The organism is Nocardia acidivorans NBRC 108247 (assembly GCF_001625085.1).
Lineage (GTDB): Bacteria > Actinomycetota > Actinomycetes > Mycobacteriales > Mycobacteriaceae > Nocardia > Nocardia acidivorans.
On record NZ_BDAW01000084.1, the window covers coordinates 1 to 26,106 of the forward strand.

Genomic DNA, 26,106 nt, shown 5'->3' on the forward strand with positions numbered 1-26,106 from the left:
ACCAGGTCGGCTCGGTAGTTGTCATCACCGAAGGGCTGAAGATTGTTGGCTACTTCCACGTCGATGAACTGATCGAGGACTAACACCATGACTGGCAATATCTTCCAGGGGCGACAGATACAGATACTCGATGTCGACGATCTCAGTGTGGATCAGCGAGCCTTCGAGTTCACTGACCCGGCCATACCCGCGCCCGGCTCCCACTTCGCCGTTGTAGTCCCAGACGACGGAACATGGAACGATGCGGTGGTGCGCATCAGCCCGGCAGTAAATGAGGTTCCTGTCGATCTGCTGCTATGGGCGATCGCAAAGGCCAAAGAGGGCACCCGGTTGTAGCGGACTATCAGAGGTCCTGATTACCTCGCTGATCCCAGGGACCACCTGTTGCCAGGCCAGACCGCAATGACGCTGAGGGCGATGGGCTATTTTCGGCCTGTCCGCTCTTCGGCATTATGGTGCGTCGCCCCTGGCCGAACGAGGCTCTGCCCGTTGATTTTCCACAGGCCCGCGCTGGTGCTTTGAACCGCGCGGGAAGCGGCAGGAGAGGATGGTCGTGCATCGGAGGTTGCCGAGAATCTGCCGTGTTCGGGGCTTGAGTCTCCATCAGGGGGAGACAGGAGGGTTGGGGCATGGACGACGACACGCTCTTCACGATCGGGGCTTTGGCCGAGCGGACCGGGTTGACGGTCAAGACGATTCGGTTCTACTCCGACAAGGGGATCGTGCCGCCGACCACTCACAGCCCGACCGGCTACCGGCTCTACAACGCTGATGCCGCCGCACGCCTGGAACTGGTACGCACACTGCGCGAGCTGGGGATCGATCTGCCGACCGTGTCCCGGGTCCTGGCGCAGGAGACCTCTGTGGCCGCTGTTGCCGCGGCACATGCCGATGCTCTCGAGGTACAGATCCGGATCCTTCGCATGCGGCGAGCGGTGTTGCGAGCAGTAGCCGAGCGGGGTTCCCAGAGAGAGGAAATGGAACTCATGCACAACCTGATGCGCCTGTCCCAGGCCGAGCGACAGCGGCTGATCAACGACTTCGTCGACGCGGCCTACAGCGGTGTCGACGCGAACCCGGCCATGGTGGAGCTGGTCCGCACCAGCATGCCCGAACTCCCCGACGACCCGAGTACCGCTCAGCTCACAGCATGGATGGACCTTGTGGAGTTGGTGCAGGACACCGACTTTCGTGCCGCGGTCCGAGCCATGGCCGAGTATCAGGCTCGCGAACGCGCCAACGGCGACACCACCGGACTGCACCACGACCTGACCGAAGCAGTCCGCACCGAGGTCGGCGCGGCGCTCGCGGACGGACTGAATGCCGACTCGCTGGAGGCCGCCCGGGTGGTCGATGCCCTCACCGCCCGCTACGCCGAGACCTTCGGCAAGCCCGACGACGCGCTCCTGCGGCGCTGGATCCTGGAACGGCTCGAGGTCGCCAACGACCCACGTGTGGAGCGCTACTGGCGGCTGGTGTCCGCCATCAACGGCTGGCCCGAACTGCCCGACATGGCCCCGGTGTTCACGTGGCTCGCCACCGCCCTGCGCGCCCACCCGGGCGTGGACGCAGGACCCATGTAACCGCTAGATCTGGCGGGCCCGTCCGATCTGCGCGCCTGCCAGATCGCAGACATCACCGCGCGGGGAGCCAAGAAGTGAGCTGTCATCGGCAATACAGTGCACTTGAGTTGCTAGAGCTAGCCCTAATCGGCTTCCGAACGGACGGGCCCGTCAATGGACTCGCCCCTTCAGCGGAACCTATGACCTCGACCGCCGATAGCTCCGCCGCACCACCGGCATATCGGCGGAAATCCGCAGCTCACGGCGGATGAGCGTCTGTGTAGATGCCGTGCGTGCCACCCCGGAGATTCGAACCGACAACATCGAGCAATCGTTGAGCCAGCACCCCAACGAACGCAGTCCTCCCATGCAGTTCCACTGCGTCCAACGGAAAACGACTGGCAGCAATGGGTTTCACGGTGTTGGTCGTGCTACTGGGCAAGGACATACCGGACGGTTATCAAATCCGTTGCCACAAACCTCGATAAAGATTGAGGGCGGTCCTGAAACCTACCGGTCAGGACCGCCCTCATTTGTAGCGGGGACAGGATTTGAACCTGCGACCTCTGGGTTATGAGCCCAGCGAGCTACCGAGCTGCTCCACCCCGCGTCGGGTGAGAACGACGTTACCCCGGGGTGCCCGCAAACTCCAAAACGGGGTGATGCCTGCCTGTCGGAAGGGTTGTGCGGCGGCGATGGGCGCGGCGAGCTACGTGCGCTGAGCGGGCAGCGGCTGGGCGTCGACGACCAGGGCGGTGGCGTTGTCGGTGCCGCCGTTGGCGAGGGCGGTCTCGACCAGGATTTCGGCGGCGTGGCCTGCCGAATCACCCTTGGCCAGTAGGGATTTGATGGCGACCATATCGAGTTTCTTGCCCACGCCGTCACTGCACAGCAGCAGGCGGCCGGTGCTGGAGCCGGTGGCGGCCCGGCCGATGTCATCGGGTTGCACGGTGCGCGCGGAAGTCGTTACCAGATGGGCCATTCCGGGCATCGGCTCGTGTCCGCGCGACCGGAAGTATTCGGCCACGGTGTGATCGATGGTGATCCGCTGTAGCGCGCGGCCGTTCCAGCGGTAGGCGCGGCAGTCGCCGACCCAGGCGATATCGGCCGGGCCGTCGGGCCAACCGGCGGCGGGGACGACCGCCACCACCAGGACGCTGTCCGCCGCCTCCTCGGGCAGTTCGCGGAGCAATTCCTGTTGTGCCGCAAGGATTCCCGCGTGCGCACCCTGTACGACCGCCACCCGGGCGGCGGTCCGCGCCACCAGCCGGGCGGCCCGCGCGGCCGCGAGATGATCGCCGACGCCGTCCGCCACCACGAATGCGGTGCGCCCCAGTCGGGCATCGGTGAAGGTCGCGACGGCATCGGCATTGATGGTGCGGCGGCCGACCCGGCTCGCCGCCGACCCGGCGACCCGTCCCAACCACACCTGTCCGGCGGACTCCACGGGGTCACCGGCGCCGATCTCGATCGCCTCGCTGTGCATGGCCCCTCCTGGGACTCGGCCTCACGGGTGCTGTGGCCCAGCACTCCCCCATTCAACGACCGAAACCCGTGTGCTGCTCCCGATTTGCCTGTGCGATTGCTGTGGAATCCACCATAAGCCGAGATCAGACCGTTATCGCCGATCAGCTCGGAGTCTGCGCCACCGCGAAGATCCGTCGGAACGGCACCCAGGTGGTGCCATCGGATTGCTCTGGATACGCCTCGCGCAGCAGGGGCGCCAATTCCGCGCGGAAGTCCGACCAGTCGGCATCGTCGAGGACATCGCGCACGGGGGTCAACGCGGTCCCGGTCACCCACTCCAGCACCGGATCCGGACCGGTCAAACGCTGCAAATAGGTTGTCTCCCAAGCATCTACGACGCATCCGGCCGCGGTCAGCAATTGGGCGTACCCCGCCGGATCGAGCACCGCGCGCGGCTCCAGCAGTCCGGCCGGGGCCAGCGGCCCCCGCCACCGACCCGACCCCGCGAGCGTGCGGATCGCCCGATGCGACGGCGCGTCGAAGTTCCCGGGCACCTGGAAGGCGAGCCATGCGCCCGCGGGCAACGCACCGGCCCAGGCGGCCAGCAACTCTCGATGCTCGGGCACCCACTGCAGCACCGCGTTGGAGACCACCACATCGGTATCCGGGCTCGGCCGCCACTCCCGCACATCCAGCTGCCGCGCGTCGATTCCGCGCGCCCGGGCCGCCGCCACCATCTCCGGGGAGGAATCGCTCGCCTCCAGCGCCGCCCGGGGCCACCGCTGCCCCAGTGTCAATGTCAGATTCCCGGGCCCACAACCCAGATCCACCACGCGGCGCGGCTTATCGGCGTACACGCGCTGCACCAGATCGAAGAACGGTCGCGCCCGATGATCATCGAAGGCCAGATACTGCCGCGGATCCCACATGCCGCTCCTCCCGGACATCAACCGTGCCGATGCACTTCACCGGTACGGCAACACTTCGGCCAGAGAGACGACAAAGGCCCTCGAAGAAGATCTTCGAGGGCCTTTGTCGCTAGTAGCGGGGACAGGATTTGAACCTGCGACCTCTGGGTTATGAGCCAACACGACGCCATCCAGAACATTCCCGACCGCTCCAACACGTCCCGTCTGCACAGGTCAGAGAGTTTTCAACCGTCCGCCTTGTCCGGCTGATCCCACACCGTCCGTCAGGTCCCGCACTGTCGTGATGCCAAATTTGATGCCAAATCGACCCATTTGACCAGCAATTTCGACCGTCGGTGCAGTTCATTAGTGAATGCCCACACGTCCGGTGGTGACCGGCATAGATGAGGCATCCCGTCTCCGGCTAGCGCCCTACCGAACATGACGCACCAACCTCCACATAAACCCAGAACCGCATCCGTTCAACAGGCCACAGACCCACAACCGGCCGGAATCGCGCCCTGAGGAACGGCCCGATCGGATACATGGGTGAACCCCGGCGTCGTTCATCGATGAATCGTGACGATGGTCGAGACAGTCATGAAGCCGTATCAGCGAAATCTGACGCCAGACGACCGCTTGGCAGATGGCGCGTTCATCCGAGCTGAACGACCTTGTAAGCGGCTAGTAAGAGACTGGTGTCAGGATCAGATCCCATCCCATGTTGAGCACTCTCCAAGTATTGACCCAATTGACTGGGAATGGCCCGAAACCCGCAAGTTGCGAGCCATTCGCCTCAAGATAGTCAGTATTGCTTATGCAACCGCGCGGCGCCTGGGATGAAATGCATCGCCAGGGAGCGGCTTATGATACTTCCTTGCCCGGAGGGAAGCACCATTGAGGTTCACCGACTGCACCGAAGGTTCCGTCTTCTCCCACAGCAATGGCGGTCATCCTCCCATCAGATGTGACAAGCCACGCGAGTACCTCCTCAACCGGGGCGGGATCCTCCCCCCAGGGAAGTGTGCGGACACGCCAACCGGCCCCAGGTAAGGCGGCGACCACACGACCTGTCCGTTCGAGATGCGAGAAGTCCGGATAGTCTGTTACCAGGCGACGAACTCCCTGCTCGGCATCTACGATCAGGGCTGTTCCGGTGACTGGGTCCCAGCCATCGACGTCCCTTTGGCGAGCTATGACAGCCTCAGATCCACTGAAGTAGGCCATCCAGCCAGTGGTATTGAAGTCCCGAATATCCGACATGCCGAACTGCTCTCCTGATCTGCTGCGCTACGGCTGACGCCGCTTCTTTGTTCCGATACTCGTTGAGTTCCGGCTGGCAAACTCCGATCCTCGGAGTATCCGAATACTAGCCAGCCGAGAACTTTCGATCAACCGCCGCGTCGGCTGTCGCAAAACGCATTAGAAATGCCATCTAGATGGGATGTGCCGTAACAAGCTTGCCCTCCTTATCTATTACAACCTTAATTCCATTGCGCGGCTTGTTGGGAACCTTTGTATTTCCCGGGCCTTCTCTGCCGATTCGCTCACCGAAATCGTAGTCGAACTCGCGGCGATCGTCAGTTCTGGATCTCTCAAATCCTTTTTCGATAGCCTTCGCAATTCTATCCTTGATTGTCTTCTCGCTACCTTCAAAGATTCCCTTCGTAGGATCTGCCGGTTTCCCATTCAGCTCGGTGTGGTCGTCCTTGACGTGCTGCCAGTCGCCCTTTGCTACCGCGTCTTTGCCGTTCGGCCTGCCCTTCGAGGTGGGACTGTCAGCGGCGAGCGCTAAAGCTAGTGCACCCAGCCCGATACCGATAGCTAGACCGGTTCCGGCACCGCTGGCAGCCAAGGCGGCTAGCGCTGCGAGCTCCGCGGCCGTCAAGGCCTCATCATTCGTACCCGCCAAGTCAAGGTTGTTGACAGGGTCGCCAGACACGTAGTCGTAGGCATTGGCAGATCCGCCGGGAATTGGATCGACTTGCAGGAACCGACCGAGAATCGGCAGATACGTGCGCACTCCCATCTCGATCGATTGGATACCAGCGACATGTTCAACGGGGCGTTGATATTCACCAAGATATCCGTAATCCATGCCGCCCTGAGCCGTCGCCGCTATCGGGATATCGCCAAACGCGCCGGTCAAGGGGTTGATGTTCTGACCGTAAGGGTCGTAGAGGTATATCTGTGCGGATCTGGTGCCTGCGCCATCAGCGGTGAATAGGATGTCGCCGTGCAAATTCGGATACGACCAATTCGTCGATTGTGACTGCCCATATTTCTTTGTCAGCAGCACCCCGCCGGGCAGCTTTACGACGCGCTGTACCATTGCGCCGTTCGCGTCGAGAATTACATCTGCGCTATCGGATGCGGAACCATATCCGTAGCGAGTGCTGGTGTTGTCTGCTTGTTGGGCCGCCCCTGTCACGGTGCGGGCAATTAGTCGGTTGGCAGAATCAAATTTGTACGCGACCTGGGTTCCCGCAGAGGTTTTGGTGGAGATATGTCGATTGGTGGCGTCATAACCGAGTTGATCGCCTCCAACCTGGGTCGCGGAGCCGTGGTTGTCATAAGCGAACGAGAGCGCGGTTGCGCCACTGGTCGACAGCAAACGGTCTGCATTGTCGTAGCAATAGGTGGTGTTCGCGGGGGCCCCACCGTCGAACACATCGGAATACGATGTGCGGTTGGTGTTGTTGCCCGCGCTGACAGCGGGTCCGCATCCGTTCGCACCGTCGAACCGATAGGTCAGCTGGTGATGCGGAACGGTTGCGCCTACCAAGCGACCGATGGCGTCGAAGGTATAGGCGTAGGTGGCGACGGTCGTTCCGTCCGCAGTGATCACGTCGTCGGTGATCCTGTTGTTTCGGGACCGGGTCACTGTGTCCACTACGGTGGACTGCTTGGTCTTCCACGTCAACGCAGTCGGAACACCTGCACTGTTGCGACCCAACGCGTCGAGTCGAGAACCGTTGGCGTAGGCCACGCTGGCCAGTTCACCTGCATTGGTATAGCCAGGAGTAGCAACCGAGTTTCCGTCGAGACCGATAGACGTCAGCTGCGATGCATCATCCCAGCTATATGTGATCACGCTGGCAATACCCTTAACGGTGGTCGTACTCTTTGTCAGTCGCCCAGCAGGATCAAAGTTATTGTCGGACACCACTCCTGAGACGTCGGTGTATTTCACCACTTGCCCAAGCAAGTCGACCACAGTACTGATTGCCCCAGAGGCGTCGTGAGGTTCCCCCCGGATAGTGGACACCGATTTGGCAGGACCAGTGGTTCTGCTGGAAGGATGTCCATATGCCTCCTCGCAAGCGTCGGTCGTTCACGGCCGAGTACAAAGTCGAGGCTGCGCATCGGGTGATCGATTCCGATCGCACGATCACCGAAGTCGCGCGCGAGCTGGGCCTGAACGAGGGCCTGCTGAGCAATTGGGTCAAGGACGAGCGGCGCAGGATCACCGCCGCCGAGGTCCATGACGAGAAGCCTCTCGATGCGGCCGAGCGAGCCGAATTGTTGCGGCTGCGAAGGCAAGTCGGCGAGTTGGAGAAAGACAACGCTTTCCTGGTAAAAGCTTCGGCGTACTTTGCCGCGATGCAGAAGAACCGGCCCGGTTCGATCTGATGGCCAAGTACGCCGGCCCCGACGACGTCGCCGAGACCTCCGGCACTCCCACCCCGCAAGGGCAGCGATTCTCCATCACCCGCATGGCACGACTGCTAACCGTGTCCACGTCCGGATTCTACGAGTGGCGAAAACGCAGGGCCGCAGACACTTTGACACCACGACAGCAGCGGCGCGCGGACCTGACGGTGAAAATCCTTGCCGTGCACGCCGACTCCGACGGCACCTACGGATCACCGCGGATCACCGACGAGCTGCGCGAACACGGCGAGAGGGTCAACTACAAGACCGTCGCGAAGATCATGGCCGAGATTGGCGTCGAGGGCATCAGCCCGCGCACGTTCAAAGTCCGTACCACCGTGGTGGATCCGGATGCGTCGTTCCCGCCGGACCTGGTCTCACGGGAGTTCGATCAGGGCCGCCCCGATGCCGTGTGGACCACCGATTTCACGTACCTGACCTGCGGTGAAGGCGATATGTACCTGTGTGCCATCCGGGACGGGCACACACGCCGGGTCCTCGGGCACGCGGTGGCCGACCATATCGGCGCGGACGTGGTCGAGGCCGCGATCGAGCAGGCTGTGGCGGTACGCGGCGGCCGGGTACGCGGCACGATCCTGCATTCGGACCGTGGTGGCGAGTTCACTGCCGGTTTGACCGGGAAAGCCTGTGCCCGCCACGGTCTGCGCCGCTCGATGGGCGCTACCGGCATATGCTGGGACAACAGCCCGTCCGAATCGCTGTGGTCGACATTCAAACACGAGTTCTACTATCGGCACATCTTCGCCAGAAAGACCGAACTCGTTGTCGCAGTTGACAACTGGATCGACAGATACAACACTACCCGAAGACACTCAGCGATCGGCGGCATCAGCCCCATCCGCTACGAACAGTCCCTCACGACAGCATCGGCTAACGCCGCGTAACCAACTGTCCACAATTCGGGGGGAACCTCAAACCACCTTGATGCAATCAGAGGGTCGATCACCTTCGAACGAGCCCCGGACCGACGAGCCTCTCGGACTACCTGTTGCGTCGCCAAACCATAAGGGGGGCTTGCAATTACGCCAGGTAAGCTTCGAGACCGGCCTAAGATCAGAGGGGATCGACAACGGTCCGCATATCGGTACGTAGATTCATAGCGAACACACTCTCGAGGAGGGCGCGGATGAGTTCGCCACAATCAAGTTCACGTGGTTATGTCGAGTCTCTGGGCACCAAGATGGACCGGCTGGCCAGCGCTATGAGTAACGGTCGTGCTGCGCTGAGGGCCGAGGGAGTCTACGTCGATGTGTATGCCAATGGCCAGATACGAGCCGTTTCGATCGATGAGGCGGTGGCCCCGAGTGGCGCTCGACTCGGCACTCTGATTACTGATCTGATCAACAAGGCTCGTGAGCAGGCACAGGCTGAGATCGAGAAGCTCGTTCACGAGGTTCGGGCTGATCCACGTATCGCCAGCGCTGTCGAGCTAGTCGGCGACGCTCCAGCGCGGGCGCTTCCAGCACCTCCGGCCGCCGCCGAGGATCCTTGGGACGAGGACGACGATCCATATCGACGCAAGTCGCGGATCGCCGCGGACTGACTGCGACTCCACATCCGGTTACAGTGTCCAGCGAAGCTGACACAACAGACTCTCAGGGGGACCTGCAGTGAGCGCCGATGATTTCCTATACGTCGATCAGCCACGTGTGCGCGAGTTGATCACCGTTATGAATGCCAGCGCGGACACCCTCGGCACGATCCATGTGGATCAACAGGGTGGAGCAGTAGCTTCCGCTACCGCGGGGACAGGGGTGGGTGCAGCCTGCTCGTCTGGAGGACAGTCTGCGGCCTCGGCGATCGAATCGACGATCCAGCAGGTCCGGACTATGGCCAGCACCACGACATCGGGTTTGAATACGGTGGCAGCGACAGATCAACACAACGCTGGTCAATTCCCGCAGGGAAACTGATCCGATGGGCGAGACCGCGATACCCACTATCTCCCAGGTGAGCAGCTGGCAGCTCGACACTCTCGACACCCAGGCAACTACGTGGAAACAGCAGTCCACCACACTGAAAACCGAGCTCGACAGCGCATACACCAGCATCGGCAACTCGGCGGACTACCTGGTAGGCAAGTTCGGCAACGGGCTACGTGACAAGAGTTTGACCGTCCGAGACCAGGGCTACAAAACCGTCGGCGCGCTCGAGGCCGCCGGCACGGCCATCGCGATCGGCTCGCGCGGTATGCGGTTCGCGCAAACCACCGTGAGACAGACACTGGACACGGTTACCGCCGAGGGGTACCGCTGGGGCGAAGATGGCACGGTGATCTTGTCGCTGGCGCAAACAGCAAATGCGCTGTTGGACACGGACAATGCGGCCCTCAAACTCGGAGTGCTACAGCGCCAAGCTGACCAGTATTCGACCACGTTGAAAGGCGCGTTGCACGCCGCTTCGGTCGCCGCGCAAGGTGTCGTCGAGGGCATAACCAACGCGTTCAACGAACTGCCCCAAGCCTCTCAGGGTGCCAAGCCCGGCTCATTGACCAATCCTGATATCGCAAAGCAGCAGGGTGTTGACGACGGCAAGCTGGCCGCAGGCGGCAAGGCCACCGACGCCGACCTGCAACACATCGCAGCTCGACTATCCGCGGCGGGCATCGCACCCGCTGACGTCGCGGCGATCAACGCCGGACAACAGGTCACTCTGACCGAGGCGCAATGGGACTACCTCCACGAGTTCTACAACACCGCTGGCGTCAATGGACTGACCTCGATGACCGACCGTCTCACTGGCAACCACGACACCAATGCCGCAGCGACAGTGGCGAATCAGTTGAACACCCTGGCCAACCCGAACGTGCACTCAGCCGGGACGGAATCGCTGCTGGGAATTACCGTGCACCCCCAGGGCGGGCTCAACCAACTACCCTCGGATCTCCGTTCAGTGTTGACCAACAAGTACGAGGTCCACCCCGGTAAGCCGTACGCGAACTTGAACGCGAACGACCTGTCGAAGGTCACGAAGATGATGGGCCTCGCGGACTCTCGATCCGCACCGGGCAGTGACATCAACAAACAGCTATTGCTACAGGCATCAGCGATCGCCCCGCAAGCGAACTACGGCGTCAACGTCGATACCGACCACCGCCACGGCACCGGCGAGGGTCTGCTCCAGAGCCTGGTCGACGTCGGTGGCCGCGACAAGATCGCAGTGCACGACATCCTCACCGACACCGGTGTACCGGCTGGCACCAAAGACACAGCGATGGAAAATCTGCTGCACCACCATTGGGCCAATGATGGTGCGGGAGTGCAGAAGATGCTGTCCTGGGTGGAATCCGATGCCACCAACACGGACCCGAACGACCCGAATCACAATATTTCAGCGCGGGCTGGACAAACAGCATCCGCGGTCGCCGACTATGTCGCCGCCCACAAGGACAACCTGCTTCACCTCGACGGCGGCACCACGGCCTCGTTGGGCACCATCAATCCGCTTGCCGCGCAAGGACTCGGATCCGCTCTCAGCCCGTACATCGCCGACATGGTCGGAGTCCCCAAGGACTTCGTCAACACCCATGACTTCACGGGGCTTTCTCAAGATCGGGCCACCGCCGATCACTCCGGTGCGCGTGCGATCTTCTCGGTCATCGACACGGACAAGGATGCCGCTGTCGCATTCAACACCAAGGCGTTGTCGATAGCTCAGAACCTGCAAACCGAGTGGGTCCAATCGGTTCTCGTGGACCCGGCGAACCCGCATGGTGAGTTGGCATCCAAGTCGGGCGCGCTCCTCGGCATCGTCGATCAGGGGATTACCGGTCAATTGGATGCTCAGAAGGCGACCGATATCCGCGCCGCGATTCAGGACTTCGCCAAGGAAGGCGCGGGCTGGGACACCGGCAAAGGACTGCTGGCAACCGGGGTCAAATGGGCCCCGCTCGTGAGCCCGGTCCTCAAGGATGCGTTCGGACCGCTGTTGGATGTCTCCAACCCGTACGCCAAGATCAACATGATCGGATACGCCTACACCGCACCCGATCCCGCGCAAGCAAATTTCAGCAACGCTCACGACTACGCGCCAGCCCGCGCGCTGTACCAGGTCGCGCAAGTCCTGCAGTCACAGGACGGCACCCTCGCGCACGACCCCCGCTACAGCAACCTGTTCTCCGATGGCCAGCTGAAAAGCTATGAGGACGCCGCAAAAGCGGCTGGCGATGCGACCACCTTGGACTCGAACCTGGAGAACATTCTCGATTCTTATCGAGGCGGAATCCTCACTGATCAACTCGAGAAGTTCAAAACCCACATCCTGGAAGGCAGGGCCGCCGTCAAGTGAGCAACCGAGACCACCGCGCTCGTTCAGCGCGCCTTATCGCAGCCCTTGCTCCCCTGATCATCATCGCGTCCCTTGCCGGGTGCGATAGCAAGACCGACACCAGCAAACCGGCACCGACTGTCCAGGACTTCTGTGCTCCATTCCTGAACTACTTCCGTACCGACTTCCCGATCGACACCGTCAAACCGTCCTATCTCACTGGCAAACGCCAAGCGGATCAGCCCGTGAAGGACGCTTTCACCTGTGTCTTCAATCCGGTCACGGCTGGCAATCCATCACTCACCGCCAGCGTCGCACTCAGGCCGACCCGAGCCGACGAAGCAGATGGCGGCTTGACTCCCTATCTGAAGGAAAACAACTTCGCACCCCTGCCAGGGCACGGCAAGGAAATCTGGATCCACGACGCACGCATCAAAACGGGTCCGATCCAAACCAAAGGCGTCGTCGAACTCACCACCCGCATCGATCCATGGGTCGGTTCCATGGAAATCATCAATGAAAACGACACCCTGGCAATCACCGACGAACAGATAGGGAGCGCCGCCGAACTCCTCATCAAGAACATCGAGACCCTAAGCCAGTAGGCATAATCACCTAGCGTCGAAATCCGAGACCAGCACCGAACTGCTGTTTAGAGGCCCGGCCCAGCAACCGCTTACGCTGGTCGGCGGAATTGCTGGTCGACGATGCCTTTCAGGAAGGCATCCCATTCAGCCGCGGTGTAGTTCAAGGTCTGACCGCGCCCCGCGATCGATGCGCCCCCATCGTCGTGCACCGTCATGGCCAGCTCACCCAAACGCGCGGAGTTGCCACCGCGGGCAAGGTCGAGAAACTCTGTCCAGTGTGACGCCGGGACCGCTACCACTGGCCGAATCTCATCTGGCCCAACATACTTGCTGTCTCGGATCAAGACGACGTCGGAGCGATGAGCGATCTCCACGCAGCTTTGGTTCGCCCCGCTATAGGTGGACTTGAAGAACTCCGTGCTCACGTTTGCCCTATCTGACTTGCGATGCGGTCGATCAGCAGCAGGGAATCGTCCCCGCTCAGCGCAATTGCCCTAGCTTGCTCGTACAGGTACTGCAATGCATCAACTTTGCGCGCATCCTCGGTGAGTTCCCCGTAGATGGCCGTCTCCAACCAGCCTACGGTCGGGAGCCGTGCGCTCTGGAAGTCCAAGAGATGAAAAGTCGCGGCATTCAGGCCGGCGAGCGCATCGCCAGCCTCGAACGGGATCACCCGCAGGTCGACGGTGTTGGACCGATCCGCAGCGAGGTTTCGCAGGTGCTGCAGCTGCTGTTTGTGCACCTGCGGACCTCCGACCTGGCACATCAACACGGCCTGACCGATCACCACCGAAAACTGCAGCGGGTCCGGCGGGTCGAGACGACGCTGGCGATCCAACCGGGCACGGACTCGTTGCTCGGCTTCCGTGGGTCTGGTCGCTGCCGTGGATCGCATGAGGGCACGGGTGTAGTCCTCGGTCTGCAGAAGGCCAGGAACCACACTGTTCTCGAAGGTCCTGACAGCATGAGCTCCAGCTTCGAGTCCGTACAGCCGCATCAGCGATTCCCCGAACAGCGCGCTGTACGCGGCAAACGGCGCGCGCTCCTTCGCCAAATCCCGCAGGACCAGCAGCTCACGTCGCTCGTCGTCGTCGAACTCCAACAAGTCCAGAGTCTTCTCGAGCAGTTCGCGTGGGAACAAAAACTTGCCGACGGTCACGCTCGACCAGTACTGCGGCGTAATTCCGAGCGCTTTAGCGATCGCACCGCCCTTCAGTCCGTGCCGTTCGACCTGCTCGCGAATGCGAAGGCGCAACTCCCAATCAGCTACGACCGGCGATGTCACGACCACGAGCACTCCCGTCCTCAGGGTGAACTTCTCGCCACACCCTACTACAGACACGCGCATGATCCTGACTCCACATAGGACTATTTATTTTAGTAAAATGACGTCGTATGATCTGCATCACTATTTGTGTTCCTGTCCGCGAAGGTGAGCCGAAGGGGAGCAGTAGAGATGGCGATACATGTGGCTGGGGCGCTGATAACCAGCGACCAAACGACCCATTCAACGCGATCGGTCGGGCAAGGCGGGTGGGTGGTGTCGTGGCTGCCCGGCCGCACCCTCACCACTCAACAAGCAGTCGCGGCGATACAACTCGCCGAAGCCGTCGGCCCATTGACAGAACTGGCCCGCTGCCTTGGAGTTCCGCCGTGTGAAGCGACCGGCAAAGCGATGCTCGACTTCCGGCCGGTCGACGCGCTGTCAGTGCCTGTCTCCAAGGTCAGGGGATCGTGATGGCTGGCACTGCACGCATGCGACGACCATGGGCGTACGCGCTGATTCGTACAGACAGGTCGAAAGACCTCGAGACTGATCGGATCAGCAATCTTGCCGCTCGGCTCGGGTTCGAGTTGCGCGGAATCCTGGTCGCCGACTCCGATGCCGACTTCGCTGCGCTGTTCGCCAGCTTCGAGCTGTCCGGGATCACCGCGCTACTGGCGCCCTCGGTACTGCACATGACCGGATGGATGGACGTGGTTCGCCACCACGTCGATGTATGGACGCTCGACCCGCCGGGGAGATGGCCACGTCACTCCACGCCGGGAGTCACCGCTGCGTTTCTCCCCGGCATGGGCGGCCCCCGATGACAGCGCGCATGATCCTGCACCTTCACGTGGAGTTCGGCGCACTGATTTTGGACTTTCAGGGCGGTCGCGAACAAGTCGCAGAGGTCGCGGCCGAGCTGTCTACCAGCAGCTTGGGCGTGACCGTGACCGTGGACGACCGGGTCACAACAAGGATGCCGAAGCTGCCCTGCTCCTGGCTTTGGGATGAGCCCTGCGGGAACCGCACTTCGATATCGCACTCCACGCGGACCGGCCCAGCTCGGGGCCGGTCCGCTCTGTTTTCCGAGGTAGATCCACGAAAAGGAGAGCGGTGATGATCGCGCTCGTCATGTTCCTGTGCGGGATCGGTGTCGGAGGGTGGTTGGTGTGGGCGCTGGTGTCCTTTACAGCGTTGAACCCCACCTCCTCAGCGCTGCCCGAGGATTGGGTGCCGGTGCGGCTCATCCTCGAACGCGAAGGCTTCGACACCGCAGGCATTTCGGCAGCGGTCGCTGCCGGAGGGCGGCACAGCGCAGGTAGCCCGCGCCCCGCCCCGTATCCGCACAAAGGCGGACCTGCCTGCGGGAAGGGCCGGTCCTCTTATGTCTGAGCTGTGTCTGGACGAGCAGAGGCTCGCGCTGGCGGATCGCATGGTCGAGCAACGATGCGGGGTGTACCGCGCGCGATTCGCGATCGAGGTATTCCGCGACCCGCTCCACGGGCACATCGCCGCTTACACCGGCTCCGAGACCGCCGGTGTTCTGGCACCGCGCGCGCTCGCGGCGGCGGCGTGCGAGTTATTGGCCGGTGAGCCGGTTCCGGTGTTTGCCGTAGGTACGGACCGGTGGGCGTTCATCACCCAAGGCGCACCGGATTCGACTGCGGCTCAACAGTTGTCGTGGTCGGTGTTCACACATCCGATCGTGGGATCTTCGCCCCTATTCCCCTGGCGTTGCCGACACCTGGTCACGGATTGCGGAGCTGGTTACGCACGCCCCATGGCCCGGCTCGACCGCCGCTATCCATGGTCGTGGGCGCTCTCGTGACAGCGGCCACCCACCTCGGTTCCTGATCCACGCGGGAGACGCGATGTCCGAGTTCACTTTTCGCACCAATCTGTTCGTTCATGCCGACGGCCCGCTCGCTGAATACGTGTGCGCCGCCGAGCCGCTGGGCATGAGCACCCATCGCGCTGCGCAGCTTCACGAACTGCATGCCGGACACTCCGATACCTGCCGTGTCCTTCAGATCGCCGCGCTCCATTTGCCTTGATTCGCACTCAACTTCGCCCCTATTCGCTTCGGCTCGACTTAGCTCGAAGGACTTCGCCATGCTGCCCCAACGTAAGGTTGTCCCGCCCTCAGCGCCCCGGGTGCTCGGCTACATGAACCGCGATCGCATTCCGCCCGGTGTCACGCCTGAATCGGTGGGCGCACCGATGCGGGTGTGGGCCGAGGAGCAGGGATATCGTTGGGGTGGAACCTATCTCGCCTCACGCGATGACGCGCAGGCGGTGGCCGCGCTGACCCGTGCGACCGCCCGGCCCGATGTCGAGGTGGTCGTTGTTCCGAATAGCGCCCATCTGCCCGCAGGTCAGCATGTGGTCGTCGCGGGGAACCGGCGAACCCGTGTGATCGCCGTGCGATAGCGCACGGCCCGCAGTACCGCCCGCACTGATACCGATCATCCCCGGCCTGACGGGCAGGCCGGGGATGATCGGTAATCCGGGGCAGTTGAAACACGCTGTGTCCGAGCTGGTTTCAGGCGAGTACGACATCACTCAAGTTCGATCGGATTGGTGCGGTGCTATCCGGCCGCAGACCAGGTGCCTTTACCGTCAGACGCTCACGGATCCGCGTGTTGAGGTTGCTTCGGGATTTCTGAAGGCGTCCCATGATTACCGAACTCCTTCCGTTTTGGGTGAAGGCGAGGTGGGCGGGTTGGGCGTCGCGGCGGTGCGGGACTTGCGGTCGGCCCGGCCGGTCGCCTCGGTCGAGGAGTTGGAGCGCTTCGAGACCGATGTGCTGGCGGGGTTCGTGCTGGCGCGTGCGGCAACGGGGTTGGCCGATGGCACGATCCGGGGCGATCTGAGCAATCTGGAGCAGATCCGGTCGTGGTTCGGCCACCCGTTATGGGAGATGGAGCCACCGGACGCGGACGTCTACTTCGGGCAGGTGTTGCGCGGGGTGCCCAGCGGCACTCGACTGGCACGGGCGGCGGCGCTGTCGGTGTATTTCGAGTTCTTGGAGTTGCGACACAAGGTCGAGTTGCACGCCATGACCGGCCGAGTCGTAGAGTGCCCGATCGATGAGATGAATCGACCGCGGGATCGCAAGGACGCCAAGCTACGAATCCCGCCGCACCGCGACGAAGTCGAAACACTGTTCGCCGGGTGGGCGCAAGAGCTGGCGACCTGCCGCAAGTTCGCACCGACCGCGCGGAACTACACCGCGTCGCGGCTGATGGCCGAGATCGGGTTGCGGATCAATGAGACCCGCCATCTCGATCTGGACGATATCCGCTGGGAGCTGGGGTATTTCGGCAAGCTCCACGTCCGTATCGGTAAGGGGTCGCGAGGGTCGGGGCCGCGTGAGCGGATGGTACCGCTGCTCAATGGTGCCGACCGGCTGCTGCGCTGGTATATCGAGGATGTGTGGGGCCAGTTCGACGACGACTACACCCGCCCTGGTGCCCCGCTGCTGCCCTCGGAGCGGACCGCCACTGATGGGTCGCGAAATCGAGTCGGATACAACGCGTTACGAAGCGGCTTGGCCGAGGCGACGGCGGCGTATCTGCCGCAGTGGGTGGGCCGGATGTCGCCGCACGTGTTGCGCCATTACTGCGCCTCACAGCTGTACCTGAACGGGGTGGATTTGATCTCGATCCAGGAGATGTACGGCCACGCGTGGGTGGCGACCACGATGAAATACGTTCACGTGCACCGCACCCGGATCGAAGAGGCGTGGGTCGCCGGTCAGCGTCGCGCTGCTGCCCGGCTGGAAGGACTGATGTGAATGCGGTGGAACCTGCGCCTGGCGGCGGCCAACCGCGGCATCTGGCAAGCCTCGGATTTGCAGCGGTTGCTGGCCGAGCACGGGCTGGTGATCTCCGCAGGCAAGATGTCGCACCTGTGGTCGGGACGGCCGGCCTCGATCAAGCTCGCAGATCTGGATGTGATCTGCGTAGTCCTGGGCTGCGGTGTCGGCGAGTTGCTGATTCCCGAACCCGACACGGTGACCCGTCCCGATTCCGCTGTCGACGAGGCGGTGACCGCAGCGGAGAAGCCTCGACCGCGCGTGATCCCGCGCCGCCGCGACGGGCGCTCGATGCCCCCAGGATGAGCCATGGTCACTCGTAACGGTGGCGACCCGAAAATCGCGCGCTCGGTGACCAGTTGCGCGGAGTGCCTGGCCTGGGGGCAGATGTACGCCCAGGGTGTGTGCCTGGCCTGCTACAACCTCTCTGCCCGCTACCGTGACTGTGTCGGAGTCTGTCCGGCCTGCCTTCGGAAGGTGCCACTCAAGGACGGCTACTGCCGCCTGTGTTGGTGCCAAGCACGGCTCGATCGCGCCGCTGAAGCCGAAAACGCCCGCGACAGAGTGGTTCTCGCCCCCTACCTCCCCCGGGTCCGCTACCACCAACTGTTCCTGGCCGACAACTATCAGCCACACGCCCCGCCACGCGAAACAGCACGGCGGCGCGGAACCAAGGGCCGTCCACCGAAACCGGTACCGCCACCGGCATTCCGGCCGAACCCCGTCGGCGCGCAACTGACACTGCTCACCGGCCTGCCCCGCACCTACCGGCCAGCCAGCGTCGATCTGAGATCGGTTGTCGCACCGGATAATCCATGGCTCGCTTGGGCGCTGCACATGGCGTGTACGACGGCCGAGACCTACGGCTTCGACCCGACGGTGCGCCGAGCGCTCAACCGGAACCTGATCATGCTGCTGGCCACCCATGCCGACGGCGACCTTGTGCAGGTCTCGGATTTCCACCGGCTCATCCGCCGCCACGGCGGCGCGTTGGTCCATGTCCTCGACATCTTGTCCACGATGGGGATCCTGTTCGACGACCGACCGCCGATCTTCGATACCTGGCTGGCCGCCAAACTCGACGGCCTCGCCCCGGCCATCGCCCACCACGTCGAACAGTGGGCCCACACCCTCCACGACGGAGGACCCCGCCAACGCGCCCGCGCACCCACCACCGCCATGGCCTACCTCAACGCGGCACGACCAGCCCTGCTGGCGTGGTCGGCCTGCCACGACCATCTGCGCGAGATCACCCGCAACGAAGTGCTTGCCCATTTGGCCGATCTTCGTGGCGAGCCACGAGCGATTGCCCTGGTTGGCTTACGGTCCCTGTTCGAGTGGGCCAGGCGCAACAACGTGATCTTCCGCGACCCGTGCGCCCGGATCCGGGACGCCGCGAAACAGCGACGGATCTGGCAGCGCCTGTCCGACGAGGAGATCGCGGCCGTGTTGCGCGCCGCGGACACCACGGCGGCGCGACTGTGTGTCGCGCTGGCAGCCGTCTATGCGGCTCGCCCCCGTCAGATCCGGGCCTTGACGCTCGAGGACGTAGACCTTGGAAACCGGCGCATCGTCCTGGCAGGCCGGAGCCTTCCACTCGATGAGCTGACCGCCACGATGCTGCACGAATGGCTCGACCACCGACGCGTCCGCTGGCCGCGCACCGCGAATCCTCACCTGCTCGTCAGCAAGGAAAGCGCGCTGCGTACCGGTGCGGTCAGTGGCGTGTTCCTGCAGAATCTACGTGGCCTCACCGCCACGCTGGAACGGCTGCGCATCGACCGGCAACTCGAGGAAGCCATCACCTGCGGCGCCGATCCGCTGCACCTGGCGGTGGTATTCGGGATCACCGATACCACTGCCATCCGATGGGCCCGCAACGCACGACAACTGGCGAGCCCACCGCCTCCGCACTCAACAACCGATAATCCACCCGAGTAATTAGGCACCGGACCCGCCTCAGACTGCATGTTGATGATCATCTTCGCTACACAGCGAACCGTGCCAGGTACGAACCCGTGCACAAGGCCCTTGCCATCACTGGTCTGCGCTGTGGGTGCTCACCGCGCGGAGCGAACGTCGATCCCGGTGCGAAGCCGACGAACATACACATCCTGCGCTGCACGAGCGACCACGTTGCCGTCGGCGTCGTGGATCGTGGTGGAGTGCGTGGTGATCGACTTGGCACCGTCACTGGTGGCCTGCCGAATCTCCTCCGCCTGCACCGAGTCGAGTTCCATAGTCGCGGTGACGATCCCGCGCCCGGGCGCGACGAACTCGATACTGGATCTGGCGCTCCAGACCCGATAGCCCTCGCCGAGCTGCCCGCGTGCCATGAGTCCGAAGAACGGATCGGTCATCGAGTACAGCGTGCCGCCGAAGGCGGCACCATTGATGTTGCGATTCCAGGGACGGACTCGATGCGATACCCGGACCGAGGTCCAATCATCGGCAACGTGTTCGACCCGCACGCCCGCGAACAACAGCGGCGGATATGCGCTCATCAGATACCGAAACGCACGTGCCGAAGGTAACCGCACCGATTCCCCCATTCTGTTCATCGTGAAGCCCATTTCACCGTGTTCGCGACTGCCGCAGGTGGCGGCACTCGCCATGTTGAGCACGCTGAGGAGATCAACCCGCCTCAGCCACAGTCTTTTAAGTCTTTCGGCGGGATTTCGCCCATCGTTTCAGGCGTTGGCAGGTAAGTCTGTTCCGGCGCCCCGTCGACGGAGCGCTACGAGGTCGTGGCGTGGCTGTGGAAGTGTTTGCTCATCTGAGCCTTCAACGGTGAATCCCGCATCGGTGATCATCTGACGATCGTCGACACCGGGCTGGCCTTCGCTGGTCAGGTAGTCGCCCAGGAAGATCGAGTTGGCCAGGTGCAGCGCCAGGGGTTGCAGGCTGCGGAGGTGGATCTCGCGACCACCGGCAAGCCGGACCTCCACGTCCGGGAAGAAGAACCGGAACACCGCGAGGATGCGGAGACAGCGCTCCGGGGTGAGGTCCCACCGGTCGCCCAATGGGGTTCCCTCGAACGGGATCAGGAAATTCACCGGCACCGAATCCGGATCGAGTTCGCGCAGCGCGATCGCCACATCGACGATGTCCTCATCGGATTCACCCATGCCGAAAATCGCCCCGGAGCACGGCGACAATCCCGCTGCGCTGGCGCGCGCGAGCGTGTCCACACGATCAGCGAAAGTATGCGTCGTGCAGATGTCGGAGTAGCGGGCTTCAGCGGTGTTGAGGTTGTGGCTGTAGGCGTGCGCGCCCGCCGCGGCGAGCCGGTCGGCCTGCCCCTCGCTCAGCAAACCCAGGCACGCGCAGATCTCGACGTTCGGATTGTCGGTTTTGATTGCGGCGATGGTGTTTTCGACCCGAGTGAGGTCGCGCTCACCGGGTCCGCGCCCGCTGGCGACGAGGCAGACACGTTTCGCGCCCGCGCGTATCGCATGGTCGGCGATCTGCGCTGCCTTGTCCGGTGAGATCCATGAGTACTTGAGTACCTCAGATTTCGAACCGAGGCGCTGGGAGCAATAGCCGCAATCTTCAGGACACAAACCGCTTTTCATGTTGATGATCGTGTTTAGTTTGACTCGCATCCCGAAGAACTCACGCCGCACCCGAGATCCCGCGCCGATCACGTCGATCAGCGGTTCCGAACCCTCAAGCAGCGCAAGCGCTTCCGCCCGGGTAGGAGCTATCCCGCGTAACGCCTTGTCTACCAATAGGTTCAACAATCCACTCGTCATGACAGGCAAACTACCTCGAGATTGAACACTGTTCAAGTATGGTGATGAACAGCCATTATTCTGGCAAGCAGGTCGCTCACCGTCGATGATGACAGCCTTAAAGAGATCCAGACCGTGGTTCGACAGCCGTGGCCATAGTCGGTGGATCACCTTGCACGGCAACGCAAGAGGGAAGGATCGATGACCGGGGAGACCGCGTTTCGCACCCCCAGCTGACGGCGTAGCGAATATTTTTGGGGTGCAGCGAATCTCGGATCGCCGAGATGCACGCGACGGCGATGCGTGCCTATGGTGGTGATGGTTCCACAGTGGCAATTCCTGACAGGAGGCGGCAATGGCGATAGGTAGGCTGGGGGCCATCGCGCTCGACAGCGATGATGCCAAGATGCTCGGGCGCTTCTACCGCGACCTACTCGACCTCGAAGTCGTCTACGAATCCGAGGAACTGGTCGCCTTGAAAGCCGACGGCGTCTTCGTCACCGTCGAACGAGTTCTGGACTATCGGCCACCCGATTGGCCGGGCAATGCCATCCCCAAGCAGATTCATCTCGACGTGTTCGTCGACGACTTGGACGAGGCGGAAGGAGCCGCACTGGCGATCGGGGCACGCAAGCCACAGACCCAGCCCGCACCAGCGAAGTGGCGCGTATTGCTCGACCCGTCAGGTCATCCGTTTTGCCTGACGATTCCGGCATCATGACCGCGCACGCTGGCACGGTCTCAAGTGGCCGAGATTTGGGCGAGTTGCCCTTCGCAGCAACTCAATTCGCGTCGTTGCGGTATCGAGAATCGTGGGGTCGGGCGGAGTTGAGATGCGCCGCCGCGCTGTTGGTGATTGGATCAATTCAGGACACCATCGTCGAGGGGAAAGCGTGACCGAACTGCGGAAGGCGATCCTGGCCGGCGGATGCTTCTGGGGGATTCAAGAACTGATCCACCGACAACCCGGAGTCGTGTCGACGCGGGTCGGCTACACCGGTGGCCGACCCGGCCGCCCGACCCCCCGCGACCACCGAGGCCACGCCGAGGCCATCGAGATCCTCTACGATCCCACACTCACCGATTACCGGACGATGCTCGAGTTCTTCTTCCAAATCCACGACCCGACAACGCAAGACCGGCAGGGCCGCTATCTCGGCTCGGGCTACCGTTCTGTGGTCTTCTATGTCGACGACGAGCAGAAGCGCATCGCACTGACCACGATCGTCGATGTCGAGGACTCCGGCTTGTGGCCCGGCAAGGTGGTCACCGAACTGGTTCCCGCCGGTGATTTCTGGGACGCTCCTGCCGAACACCAGCACTACCTGCAACGCAACCCGGAAGGCGACTCCTGCCATTTTCCGCGACCAGGATGGAAGTTGCCGAAGCGATAGAGCCGTTCAGCAGCAGGCGGACCACGTCGGCTCACACCGCGGTTCGCCGAGTTCCGCGTCAACCCGAGTGCGCTCATCCCAGGCTAGAGCCGACGATCACTCGGGTTCCCACGAAAGATGCTTCAGTTATTGCGAACCCGAGCAGTTCAGTGGCTTGCGGAACACCAGAACGTCTTCGTGTGCGATGAGGTGGGTCGGCAGGCCCGCCTGGCGCTTCTTGACCACGAAATCGCGTTGGAAGAAGCTTGAGCGCGCGATGAACTCGCCCTCGGCCAGGCGCCCCAGCAGTGCGACGCAGCGTTCGGTCGGTTCGAGTCCAGCCAGGGTGGCGCAGGTGAGGATGTGGGCGGGTAGGTCGATCAGTTCGGTGTGCTGTCGCCACGGGCGGGCGGTGATGACGAGGTGCCCGCCGGGGCACACGTAGGGCGCGCTCGCGGCCAGGACGCGCGTGAATCCCGAGAGCAGTCGGCCCAAGCCGACGTTGGCGAGTTGCCCGCGGTCGAGAGCAGACGACCCGTAACGGTGGTTGATTTTCCGCACACCTTCACCGGGTTTGGTCTTGACGTGTCCGTGGGTCGAGTCGCCGTAGGGCGGGGAGGTGATCACCAGGTCCACCATGCCGAGGTAGTCGGCGGGCAGAACCGAATCGAGGCGGCGCGCGTCGCCGCAGTACACAGCAGCGTCGGCGTCGTATCCGGCGGTGCGGGCGAGGTCGATATTGGCGCGAGCGACGACGGCCCACCGGGTTTCGTATTCGCAGCCCAGCGCACGACGGCCCAGATGCAGAGCTTCGACCAGCGTGGTGCCCGTGCCGCACATCGGGTCCAGCACCAGATCCCCGGACCGGGTGTAGGTGGCGATGGCGTGGGCGGCGACGGCGGGCAGCATTTTGGCGGGGTGGGCGGTGCCGTCCGGGTGGTAACGGCCCCGACGTTGGGTGGCCGGGGCGTGTTGCCCGGTCGCCCATACCGATACCGGTAGGGCGGGTTCAGGGCCGGACGCGGTGGTGGGGAGTGCGTTCATGGCGATCCTTCCGAGCAGGGCTGGCAGCGGCTGGGGTTATGCGGCAGGGTCGAGCGCGGCGGCGGGGTGCTGGTCCTCGGGACGCAGGAAGACGGTCAGGTCGGTGTGGACGACCAGGTGCCGGGGCTCGCGCTCGCGTGGTTCGGCCGCCTCCGGTGTGGCGATGGTGTCGTTCTTGATGGGGGCGGCGACGATGTGGGCGAAATAGAGCAGGTCAGCGGCTTGGGCTGCGGTCACGACCGCTCCGGTGGGGTCGTGCAGGATGCCGGTCGGGGTGTGTGTGCAGCGGGTCAGCACGGCCAGGATCGCCCCGCCTCGCAGCTGGTCGGCCGCTGCGAACCCGAGGCGGGTGTGGATGTCGGGGCTGTAGGGGTGTTCGGGGTCGGGTAGCAGGCTGGCGAGGATGAGGTCGGCCTCGCCGCGGGTGGCCGGCGAGTTGGTCAGTGCCCGGGTGGTGATCTCGCGGCCGGTGTCGGCGAGGTCGGTGGCGGCGCGGCGGGCGGTGAGCTGATGGGTCGCGGTGGCCGCGAGCAGTTGCACTCGGGCTGCGGGGTGGCTGAATTCGATGATCGCGCGGCGCAGCACCTCGGTCGGCCACAGCTGGCCTGGCTCAGGCACGTCGGTGGGGCCGCAGGCCCAGATCGAGGCGGGGACGGCGGGCATGGGGGTGGGGTGGGATTCGGTCATGGGTGGCGGCCCTTCGTGAGGACGGAGTAACTCCTGCACCCGGTACTGCGTCTCCGCAGTCGAAAAGTCCTGTCCGTGCACATCCCGAATTCTTTTCCGAATCCAGTCAAAGGTTCCGGTGCCGATACCCTCAATTCTTGAAGAATTTCTTTTGGATCTTTTCTTCCTGTGAGTCCGGTGCCGACGCGGCATCATTCGACAACGCCACCAAAAGTCCACGACACATACACAACTGCACGTAGAGAGGTTTTCTTCGTGCGGTCCAGGTGCCGTGCTCGGTGTATCGGTTGAGCTCGGGGTGTGTGGTCGGTGTATTTTTCGTGGACTTTTCGAGTGAGGTTCGGGTAATTCCCGCGTATTTCTCGTGTATTCGTCTTGCTGTCCTTGCTGGGTCGGATTTCCCGATTTCCATTTCTGCAAGGAGTTGGTTCTGATGAATTCACGCGACTGTGTTGTGCCCAGGGATCCTCGTCTTCCGTTGTCGGTGGTGATCGCGCGGTTCGAGCGCGTGGCCGATGAGGTGGTGCCGCTGGGTGACGAGGCTGCGGCGGTATTGCCCGAATGGCCGGTGACGTGGGGGCGATTGGCGCGCTTGCTCCTGGACACCTCGGTCTCGTTCGAGGTGATGAACGTCGATGCGGTGTGGAAGGCGCTGATCGGCTGGGCGCGCCGCGAGGGTGATGAGGCGGTGCTGGTGTGCGCGGGGCTGGCGGTGCCGATGCTGGCCGCGACCGCCGCGCGTTTGGCGTATCGGATCGACGGTGACCGCGCCGATGCCGAGGCGGCGGTACTGGCCGGGTTCGTGGAAGAAATCCTGCGGCTCAACCTGGGTCGATCGCATGTGTGGTGTGCGCTGCGGTGGGCTGCCTACCGGGGTGGGCGCAGGTGGGAAGAGGCCGAAGCCATTACCACGGTGCCGATCCCGCGCCAGGGAGCCAGCATGCTCGCCCCGCGCACGGATGGCCATCCGGAAGGGTTGCTGGCCCTGGCAGTCGCCGAGGGGGTGATCGGTGCCAGCGATGCCGCGCTGATCGCTGATACCCGCTTGAGTGGTCGCTCGCTGATCAGCGTGGCCGCCGCGCACGCCAATTCCTACAAGTGGCTCAATGTCCGGCGCAAGCGCGCCGAGAAACAGCTCGAGACCTGGCTGCGGCAGCGGATCGGGGAGGCCGAATCCACCAGCATCGTCGAGGCTGCCGCGATCGACTCGACCGCGTTCCTGCCTCGGGTGGAGAAACCGCTTTCCCGGGCCACGGGGATTTTCCGGTCTTCGGGTGCCAGTACCGGGTGCGCCAGACCTTCGCGGGTCTGCGCGTATCCGACTCACCCGGAGGTCAAGCGATGCGCATAGCCCACTCCCCCACCATCCCCTCTGTCCGGACTCGACGCGTGCTGGCCCGCGCGATGGTCGTACTCGCCGCGGGCGGTGTCGTCCTGGCCGCGACAGGCGCGGCGAGCGCGGAACCGGTGTCGGTGCTCGCGGTCGCCGACTCGTTCGACACAGTGCTGACCAATCTGCGCAACTGGTTGATCGGGATCCTCGGGGCACTGGCCACGGTCTGCTTGACCATCGGCGGTACCCGCTACCTGATCAGCTCCGGCGACCCCGGCGAGGTCGAACGCGCCAAAATCGCACTCAAAGCCGCGTGCATCGGCTACGCGCTGGCGATGCTCGCCCCGGTCGTGGTCGAGGTCCTCAAATCGATCGTGGGCGGCTGA

At 63.2% G+C, this 26,106-nt stretch carries 29 protein-coding genes and 1 tRNA gene; 20 read left to right on the forward strand and 10 right to left on the reverse strand.

Translation table 11 applies throughout. The annotated features are described in order from the left end of the window. Window positions 1–87: 87 nt before the first annotated feature. Window positions 88–336: a hypothetical protein gene (locus tag NA10_RS29695; RefSeq protein ID WP_040814762.1), complete on the forward strand. Its 249-nt coding sequence runs from the start codon at window positions 88–90 to the stop codon at window positions 334–336. A 293-nt stretch (window positions 337–629) separates the two neighbouring features. Beyond that, window positions 630–1,583 (forward strand): MerR family transcriptional regulator, encoded by a 954-nt coding sequence (locus NA10_RS29700; RefSeq protein WP_067573850.1) that lies wholly within the window; start codon window positions 630–632, stop codon window positions 1,581–1,583. Between the two features lie 515 nt (window positions 1,584–2,098). Here NA10_RS29700 and NA10_RS29705 read toward each other — a convergent pair. From NA10_RS29705 to NA10_RS29720, 4 genes are all read right to left on the reverse strand, one after another. After that, window positions 2,099–2,172, reverse strand: a tRNA-Met gene (locus tag NA10_RS29705). A gap of 99 nt (window positions 2,173–2,271) precedes the next feature. Further along, window positions 2,272–3,048, reverse strand: a complete 777-nt coding sequence (locus tag NA10_RS29710; protein WP_157556821.1) for a PP2C family protein-serine/threonine phosphatase — start codon at window positions 3,046–3,048, stop codon at window positions 2,272–2,274. 142 nt (window positions 3,049–3,190) lie between these two features. Then, complete coding sequence (locus tag NA10_RS29715; RefSeq protein WP_067573852.1) at window positions 3,191–3,958, reverse strand: trans-aconitate 2-methyltransferase; 768 nt, start codon at window positions 3,956–3,958, stop codon at window positions 3,191–3,193. A 1,414-nt stretch (window positions 3,959–5,372) separates the two neighbouring features. Further along, window positions 5,373–7,133 (reverse strand): RHS repeat-associated core domain-containing protein, encoded by a 1,761-nt coding sequence (locus NA10_RS29720; RefSeq protein ID WP_169812668.1) that lies wholly within the window; start codon window positions 7,131–7,133, stop codon window positions 5,373–5,375. Between the two features lie 113 nt (window positions 7,134–7,246). On the opposite strand from NA10_RS29720, the gene NA10_RS29725 reads away from it, so the two are divergent. From NA10_RS29725 to NA10_RS37205, 6 genes are all read left to right on the forward strand, one after another. Further along, window positions 7,247–7,570: a transposase gene (locus tag NA10_RS29725; protein WP_067573854.1), complete on the forward strand. Its 324-nt coding sequence runs from the start codon at window positions 7,247–7,249 to the stop codon at window positions 7,568–7,570. Further along, window positions 7,570–8,496, forward strand: a complete 927-nt coding sequence (locus NA10_RS29730; RefSeq protein WP_067573855.1) for an IS3 family transposase — start codon at window positions 7,570–7,572, stop codon at window positions 8,494–8,496. Before NA10_RS29725 ends, NA10_RS29730 begins: the two co-directional genes overlap by 1 nt. A 242-nt stretch (window positions 8,497–8,738) precedes the next feature. Further along, the gene (locus NA10_RS29735; protein ID WP_157556823.1) at window positions 8,739–9,155 is read left to right on the forward strand and encodes a YbaB/EbfC family nucleoid-associated protein; all 417 of its coding nucleotides are present in this window, start codon (window positions 8,739–8,741) and stop codon (window positions 9,153–9,155) included. 67 nt (window positions 9,156–9,222) lie between these two features. Then, a complete protein-coding gene (locus NA10_RS37200) occupies window positions 9,223–9,525 on the forward strand; it encodes a hypothetical protein (RefSeq protein WP_157556824.1) in 303 nt (100 codons plus the stop codon). A gap of 4 nt (window positions 9,526–9,529) precedes the next feature. Then, a complete protein-coding gene (locus tag NA10_RS29740) occupies window positions 9,530–11,899 on the forward strand; it encodes a TPR repeat domain-containing protein (RefSeq protein WP_067573858.1) in 2,370 nt (789 codons plus the stop codon). Further along, window positions 11,896–12,483, forward strand: a complete 588-nt coding sequence (locus NA10_RS37205; RefSeq protein ID WP_157556825.1) for a hypothetical protein — start codon at window positions 11,896–11,898, stop codon at window positions 12,481–12,483. Before NA10_RS29740 ends, NA10_RS37205 begins: the two co-directional genes overlap by 4 nt. A 71-nt stretch (window positions 12,484–12,554) precedes the next feature. Here NA10_RS37205 and NA10_RS29750 read toward each other — a convergent pair whose 3' ends face one another. Beyond that, window positions 12,555–12,890, reverse strand: a complete 336-nt coding sequence (locus tag NA10_RS29750) for a DUF397 domain-containing protein (protein ID WP_067573861.1) — start codon at window positions 12,888–12,890, stop codon at window positions 12,555–12,557. Beyond that, entirely contained in the window at window positions 12,887–13,756 is an 870-nt protein-coding gene (locus tag NA10_RS29755) for a helix-turn-helix domain-containing protein (protein ID WP_067573910.1), read from the reverse strand. The genes NA10_RS29750 and NA10_RS29755 overlap by 4 nt, the downstream gene beginning before the upstream one ends. Window positions 13,757–14,002: 246 nt before the next feature. On the opposite strand from NA10_RS29755, the gene NA10_RS37210 reads away from it, so the two are divergent. The 8 genes from NA10_RS37210 to NA10_RS39290 all read left to right on the forward strand — a co-directional run bounded on the left by NA10_RS37210 (window position 14,003) and on the right by NA10_RS39290 (window position 19,490). Next, a complete protein-coding gene (locus NA10_RS37210; protein ID WP_157556826.1) occupies window positions 14,003–14,203 on the forward strand; it encodes a hypothetical protein in 201 nt (66 codons plus the stop codon). Continuing rightward, window positions 14,203–14,556, forward strand: coding sequence for a hypothetical protein (locus NA10_RS29760; RefSeq protein WP_157556827.1), 354 nt, complete (start codon window positions 14,203–14,205; stop codon window positions 14,554–14,556). The genes NA10_RS37210 and NA10_RS29760 overlap by 1 nt, the downstream gene beginning before the upstream one ends. A gap of 292 nt (window positions 14,557–14,848) precedes the next feature. After that, window positions 14,849–15,124, forward strand: a complete 276-nt coding sequence (locus NA10_RS37215; protein WP_157556828.1) for a hypothetical protein — start codon at window positions 14,849–14,851, stop codon at window positions 15,122–15,124. A gap of 479 nt (window positions 15,125–15,603) precedes the next feature. Next, on the forward strand, window positions 15,604–15,786 hold the full coding sequence (locus NA10_RS29775) for a hypothetical protein (RefSeq protein ID WP_067573868.1): 183 nt from the start codon (window positions 15,604–15,606) through the stop codon (window positions 15,784–15,786). A 58-nt stretch (window positions 15,787–15,844) separates the two neighbouring features. Then, window positions 15,845–16,162, forward strand: coding sequence for a hypothetical protein (locus NA10_RS29780; RefSeq protein WP_157556829.1), 318 nt, complete (start codon window positions 15,845–15,847; stop codon window positions 16,160–16,162). A gap of 292 nt (window positions 16,163–16,454) precedes the next feature. Then, window positions 16,455–17,528 carry a tyrosine-type recombinase/integrase gene (locus NA10_RS29785; RefSeq protein ID WP_067573912.1) on the forward strand — a complete coding sequence of 358 codons (1,074 nt, stop codon included), beginning with the start codon at window positions 16,455–16,457 and terminating at the stop codon, window positions 17,526–17,528. After that, window positions 17,529–17,855 (forward strand): helix-turn-helix domain-containing protein, encoded by a 327-nt coding sequence (locus NA10_RS29790; protein WP_067573873.1) that lies wholly within the window; start codon window positions 17,529–17,531, stop codon window positions 17,853–17,855. A 3-nt stretch (window positions 17,856–17,858) separates the two neighbouring features. Continuing rightward, a complete protein-coding gene (locus NA10_RS39290) occupies window positions 17,859–19,490 on the forward strand; it encodes a tyrosine-type recombinase/integrase (RefSeq protein ID WP_218021613.1) in 1,632 nt (543 codons plus the stop codon). Window positions 19,491–19,609: 119 nt separating this feature from the next. Here the strand turns inward: NA10_RS39290 and NA10_RS29800 are convergent, their stop codons facing one another. Beyond that, window positions 19,610–20,164 (reverse strand): DUF4442 domain-containing protein, encoded by a 555-nt coding sequence (locus tag NA10_RS29800; protein ID WP_084515448.1) that lies wholly within the window; start codon window positions 20,162–20,164, stop codon window positions 19,610–19,612. A gap of 75 nt (window positions 20,165–20,239) precedes the next feature. Then, window positions 20,240–21,304: a biotin synthase BioB gene (gene bioB, locus NA10_RS29805; protein ID WP_067573875.1), complete on the reverse strand. Its 1,065-nt coding sequence runs from the start codon at window positions 21,302–21,304 to the stop codon at window positions 20,240–20,242. A gap of 334 nt (window positions 21,305–21,638) precedes the next feature. Between bioB and NA10_RS29810 the strand changes: the two genes are divergently transcribed. Together NA10_RS29810 and msrA are read left to right on the forward strand one after the other, a co-directional pair. After that, window positions 21,639–22,004 carry a VOC family protein gene (locus NA10_RS29810; RefSeq protein ID WP_067573877.1) on the forward strand — a complete coding sequence of 122 codons (366 nt, stop codon included), beginning with the start codon at window positions 21,639–21,641 and terminating at the stop codon, window positions 22,002–22,004. A 172-nt stretch (window positions 22,005–22,176) separates the two neighbouring features. Beyond that, entirely contained in the window at window positions 22,177–22,677 is a 501-nt protein-coding gene (gene msrA, locus NA10_RS29815) for a peptide-methionine (S)-S-oxide reductase MsrA (RefSeq protein WP_067573879.1), read from the forward strand. Window positions 22,678–22,803: 126 nt separating this feature from the next. On the opposite strand, the gene NA10_RS29820 is transcribed toward msrA, so the two are convergent. Both NA10_RS29820 and NA10_RS37220 read right to left on the reverse strand, forming a co-directional pair. Then, entirely contained in the window at window positions 22,804–23,700 is an 897-nt protein-coding gene (locus NA10_RS29820) for a TRM11 family SAM-dependent methyltransferase (protein WP_084515450.1), read from the reverse strand. A gap of 36 nt (window positions 23,701–23,736) precedes the next feature. Beyond that, window positions 23,737–24,387 (reverse strand): hypothetical protein, encoded by a 651-nt coding sequence (locus tag NA10_RS37220; protein WP_157556832.1) that lies wholly within the window; start codon window positions 24,385–24,387, stop codon window positions 23,737–23,739. A gap of 484 nt (window positions 24,388–24,871) precedes the next feature. Here NA10_RS37220 and NA10_RS29830 point away from each other — a divergent pair, with 484 nt between their 5' ends. Both NA10_RS29830 and NA10_RS29835 read left to right on the forward strand, forming a co-directional pair. Continuing rightward, on the forward strand, window positions 24,872–25,738 hold the full coding sequence (locus NA10_RS29830; protein WP_169812669.1) for a hypothetical protein: 867 nt from the start codon (window positions 24,872–24,874) through the stop codon (window positions 25,736–25,738). Beyond that, entirely contained in the window at window positions 25,729–26,106 is a 378-nt protein-coding gene (locus NA10_RS29835) for a pilin (protein ID WP_245678016.1), read from the forward strand. Before NA10_RS29830 ends, NA10_RS29835 begins: the two co-directional genes overlap by 10 nt.

What these genes read in the sequence shown, in the direction of transcription:
- NA10_RS29695 (WP_040814762.1), top strand. Translation starts at nt 88, where the DNA reads ATGACTGGCAATATCTTCCAGGGGCGACAGATACAGATACTCGATGTC.
- NA10_RS29700 (WP_067573850.1), top strand. Translation starts at nt 630, where the DNA reads ATGGACGACGACACGCTCTTCACGATCGGGGCTTTGGCCGAGCGGACC.
- NA10_RS29710 (WP_157556821.1), bottom strand. Translation starts at nt 3,048, where the DNA reads ATGCACAGCGAGGCGATCGAGATCGGCGCCGGTGACCCCGTGGAGTCC.
- NA10_RS29715 (WP_067573852.1), bottom strand. Translation starts at nt 3,958, where the DNA reads ATGTGGGATCCGCGGCAGTATCTGGCCTTCGATGATCATCGGGCGCGA.
- NA10_RS29725 (WP_067573854.1), top strand. Translation starts at nt 7,247, where the DNA reads ATGCCTCCTCGCAAGCGTCGGTCGTTCACGGCCGAGTACAAAGTCGAG.
- NA10_RS29730 (WP_067573855.1), top strand. Translation starts at nt 7,570, where the DNA reads ATGGCCAAGTACGCCGGCCCCGACGACGTCGCCGAGACCTCCGGCACT.
- NA10_RS29735 (WP_157556823.1), top strand. Translation starts at nt 8,739, where the DNA reads ATGAGTTCGCCACAATCAAGTTCACGTGGTTATGTCGAGTCTCTGGGC.
- NA10_RS29740 (WP_067573858.1), top strand. Translation starts at nt 9,530, where the DNA reads ATGGGCGAGACCGCGATACCCACTATCTCCCAGGTGAGCAGCTGGCAG.
- NA10_RS29760 (WP_157556827.1), top strand. Translation starts at nt 14,203, where the DNA reads ATGGCTGGCACTGCACGCATGCGACGACCATGGGCGTACGCGCTGATT.
- NA10_RS37215 (WP_157556828.1), top strand. Translation starts at nt 14,849, where the DNA reads ATGATCGCGCTCGTCATGTTCCTGTGCGGGATCGGTGTCGGAGGGTGG.
- NA10_RS29775 (WP_067573868.1), top strand. Translation starts at nt 15,604, where the DNA reads ATGTCCGAGTTCACTTTTCGCACCAATCTGTTCGTTCATGCCGACGGC.
- NA10_RS29780 (WP_157556829.1), top strand. Translation starts at nt 15,845, where the DNA reads ATGCTGCCCCAACGTAAGGTTGTCCCGCCCTCAGCGCCCCGGGTGCTC.
- NA10_RS29790 (WP_067573873.1), top strand. Translation starts at nt 17,529, where the DNA reads ATGCGGTGGAACCTGCGCCTGGCGGCGGCCAACCGCGGCATCTGGCAA.
- NA10_RS39290 (WP_218021613.1), top strand. Translation starts at nt 17,859, where the DNA reads ATGGTCACTCGTAACGGTGGCGACCCGAAAATCGCGCGCTCGGTGACC.
- NA10_RS29800 (WP_084515448.1), bottom strand. Translation starts at nt 20,164, where the DNA reads ATGGCGAGTGCCGCCACCTGCGGCAGTCGCGAACACGGTGAAATGGGC.
- bioB (WP_067573875.1), bottom strand. Translation starts at nt 21,304, where the DNA reads ATGACGAGTGGATTGTTGAACCTATTGGTAGACAAGGCGTTACGCGGG.
- NA10_RS29810 (WP_067573877.1), top strand. Translation starts at nt 21,639, where the DNA reads ATGGCGATAGGTAGGCTGGGGGCCATCGCGCTCGACAGCGATGATGCC.
- NA10_RS29820 (WP_084515450.1), bottom strand. Translation starts at nt 23,700, where the DNA reads ATGAACGCACTCCCCACCACCGCGTCCGGCCCTGAACCCGCCCTACCG.
- NA10_RS37220 (WP_157556832.1), bottom strand. Translation starts at nt 24,387, where the DNA reads ATGACCGAATCCCACCCCACCCCCATGCCCGCCGTCCCCGCCTCGATC.
- NA10_RS29835 (WP_245678016.1), top strand. Translation starts at nt 25,729, where the DNA reads ATGCGCATAGCCCACTCCCCCACCATCCCCTCTGTCCGGACTCGACGC.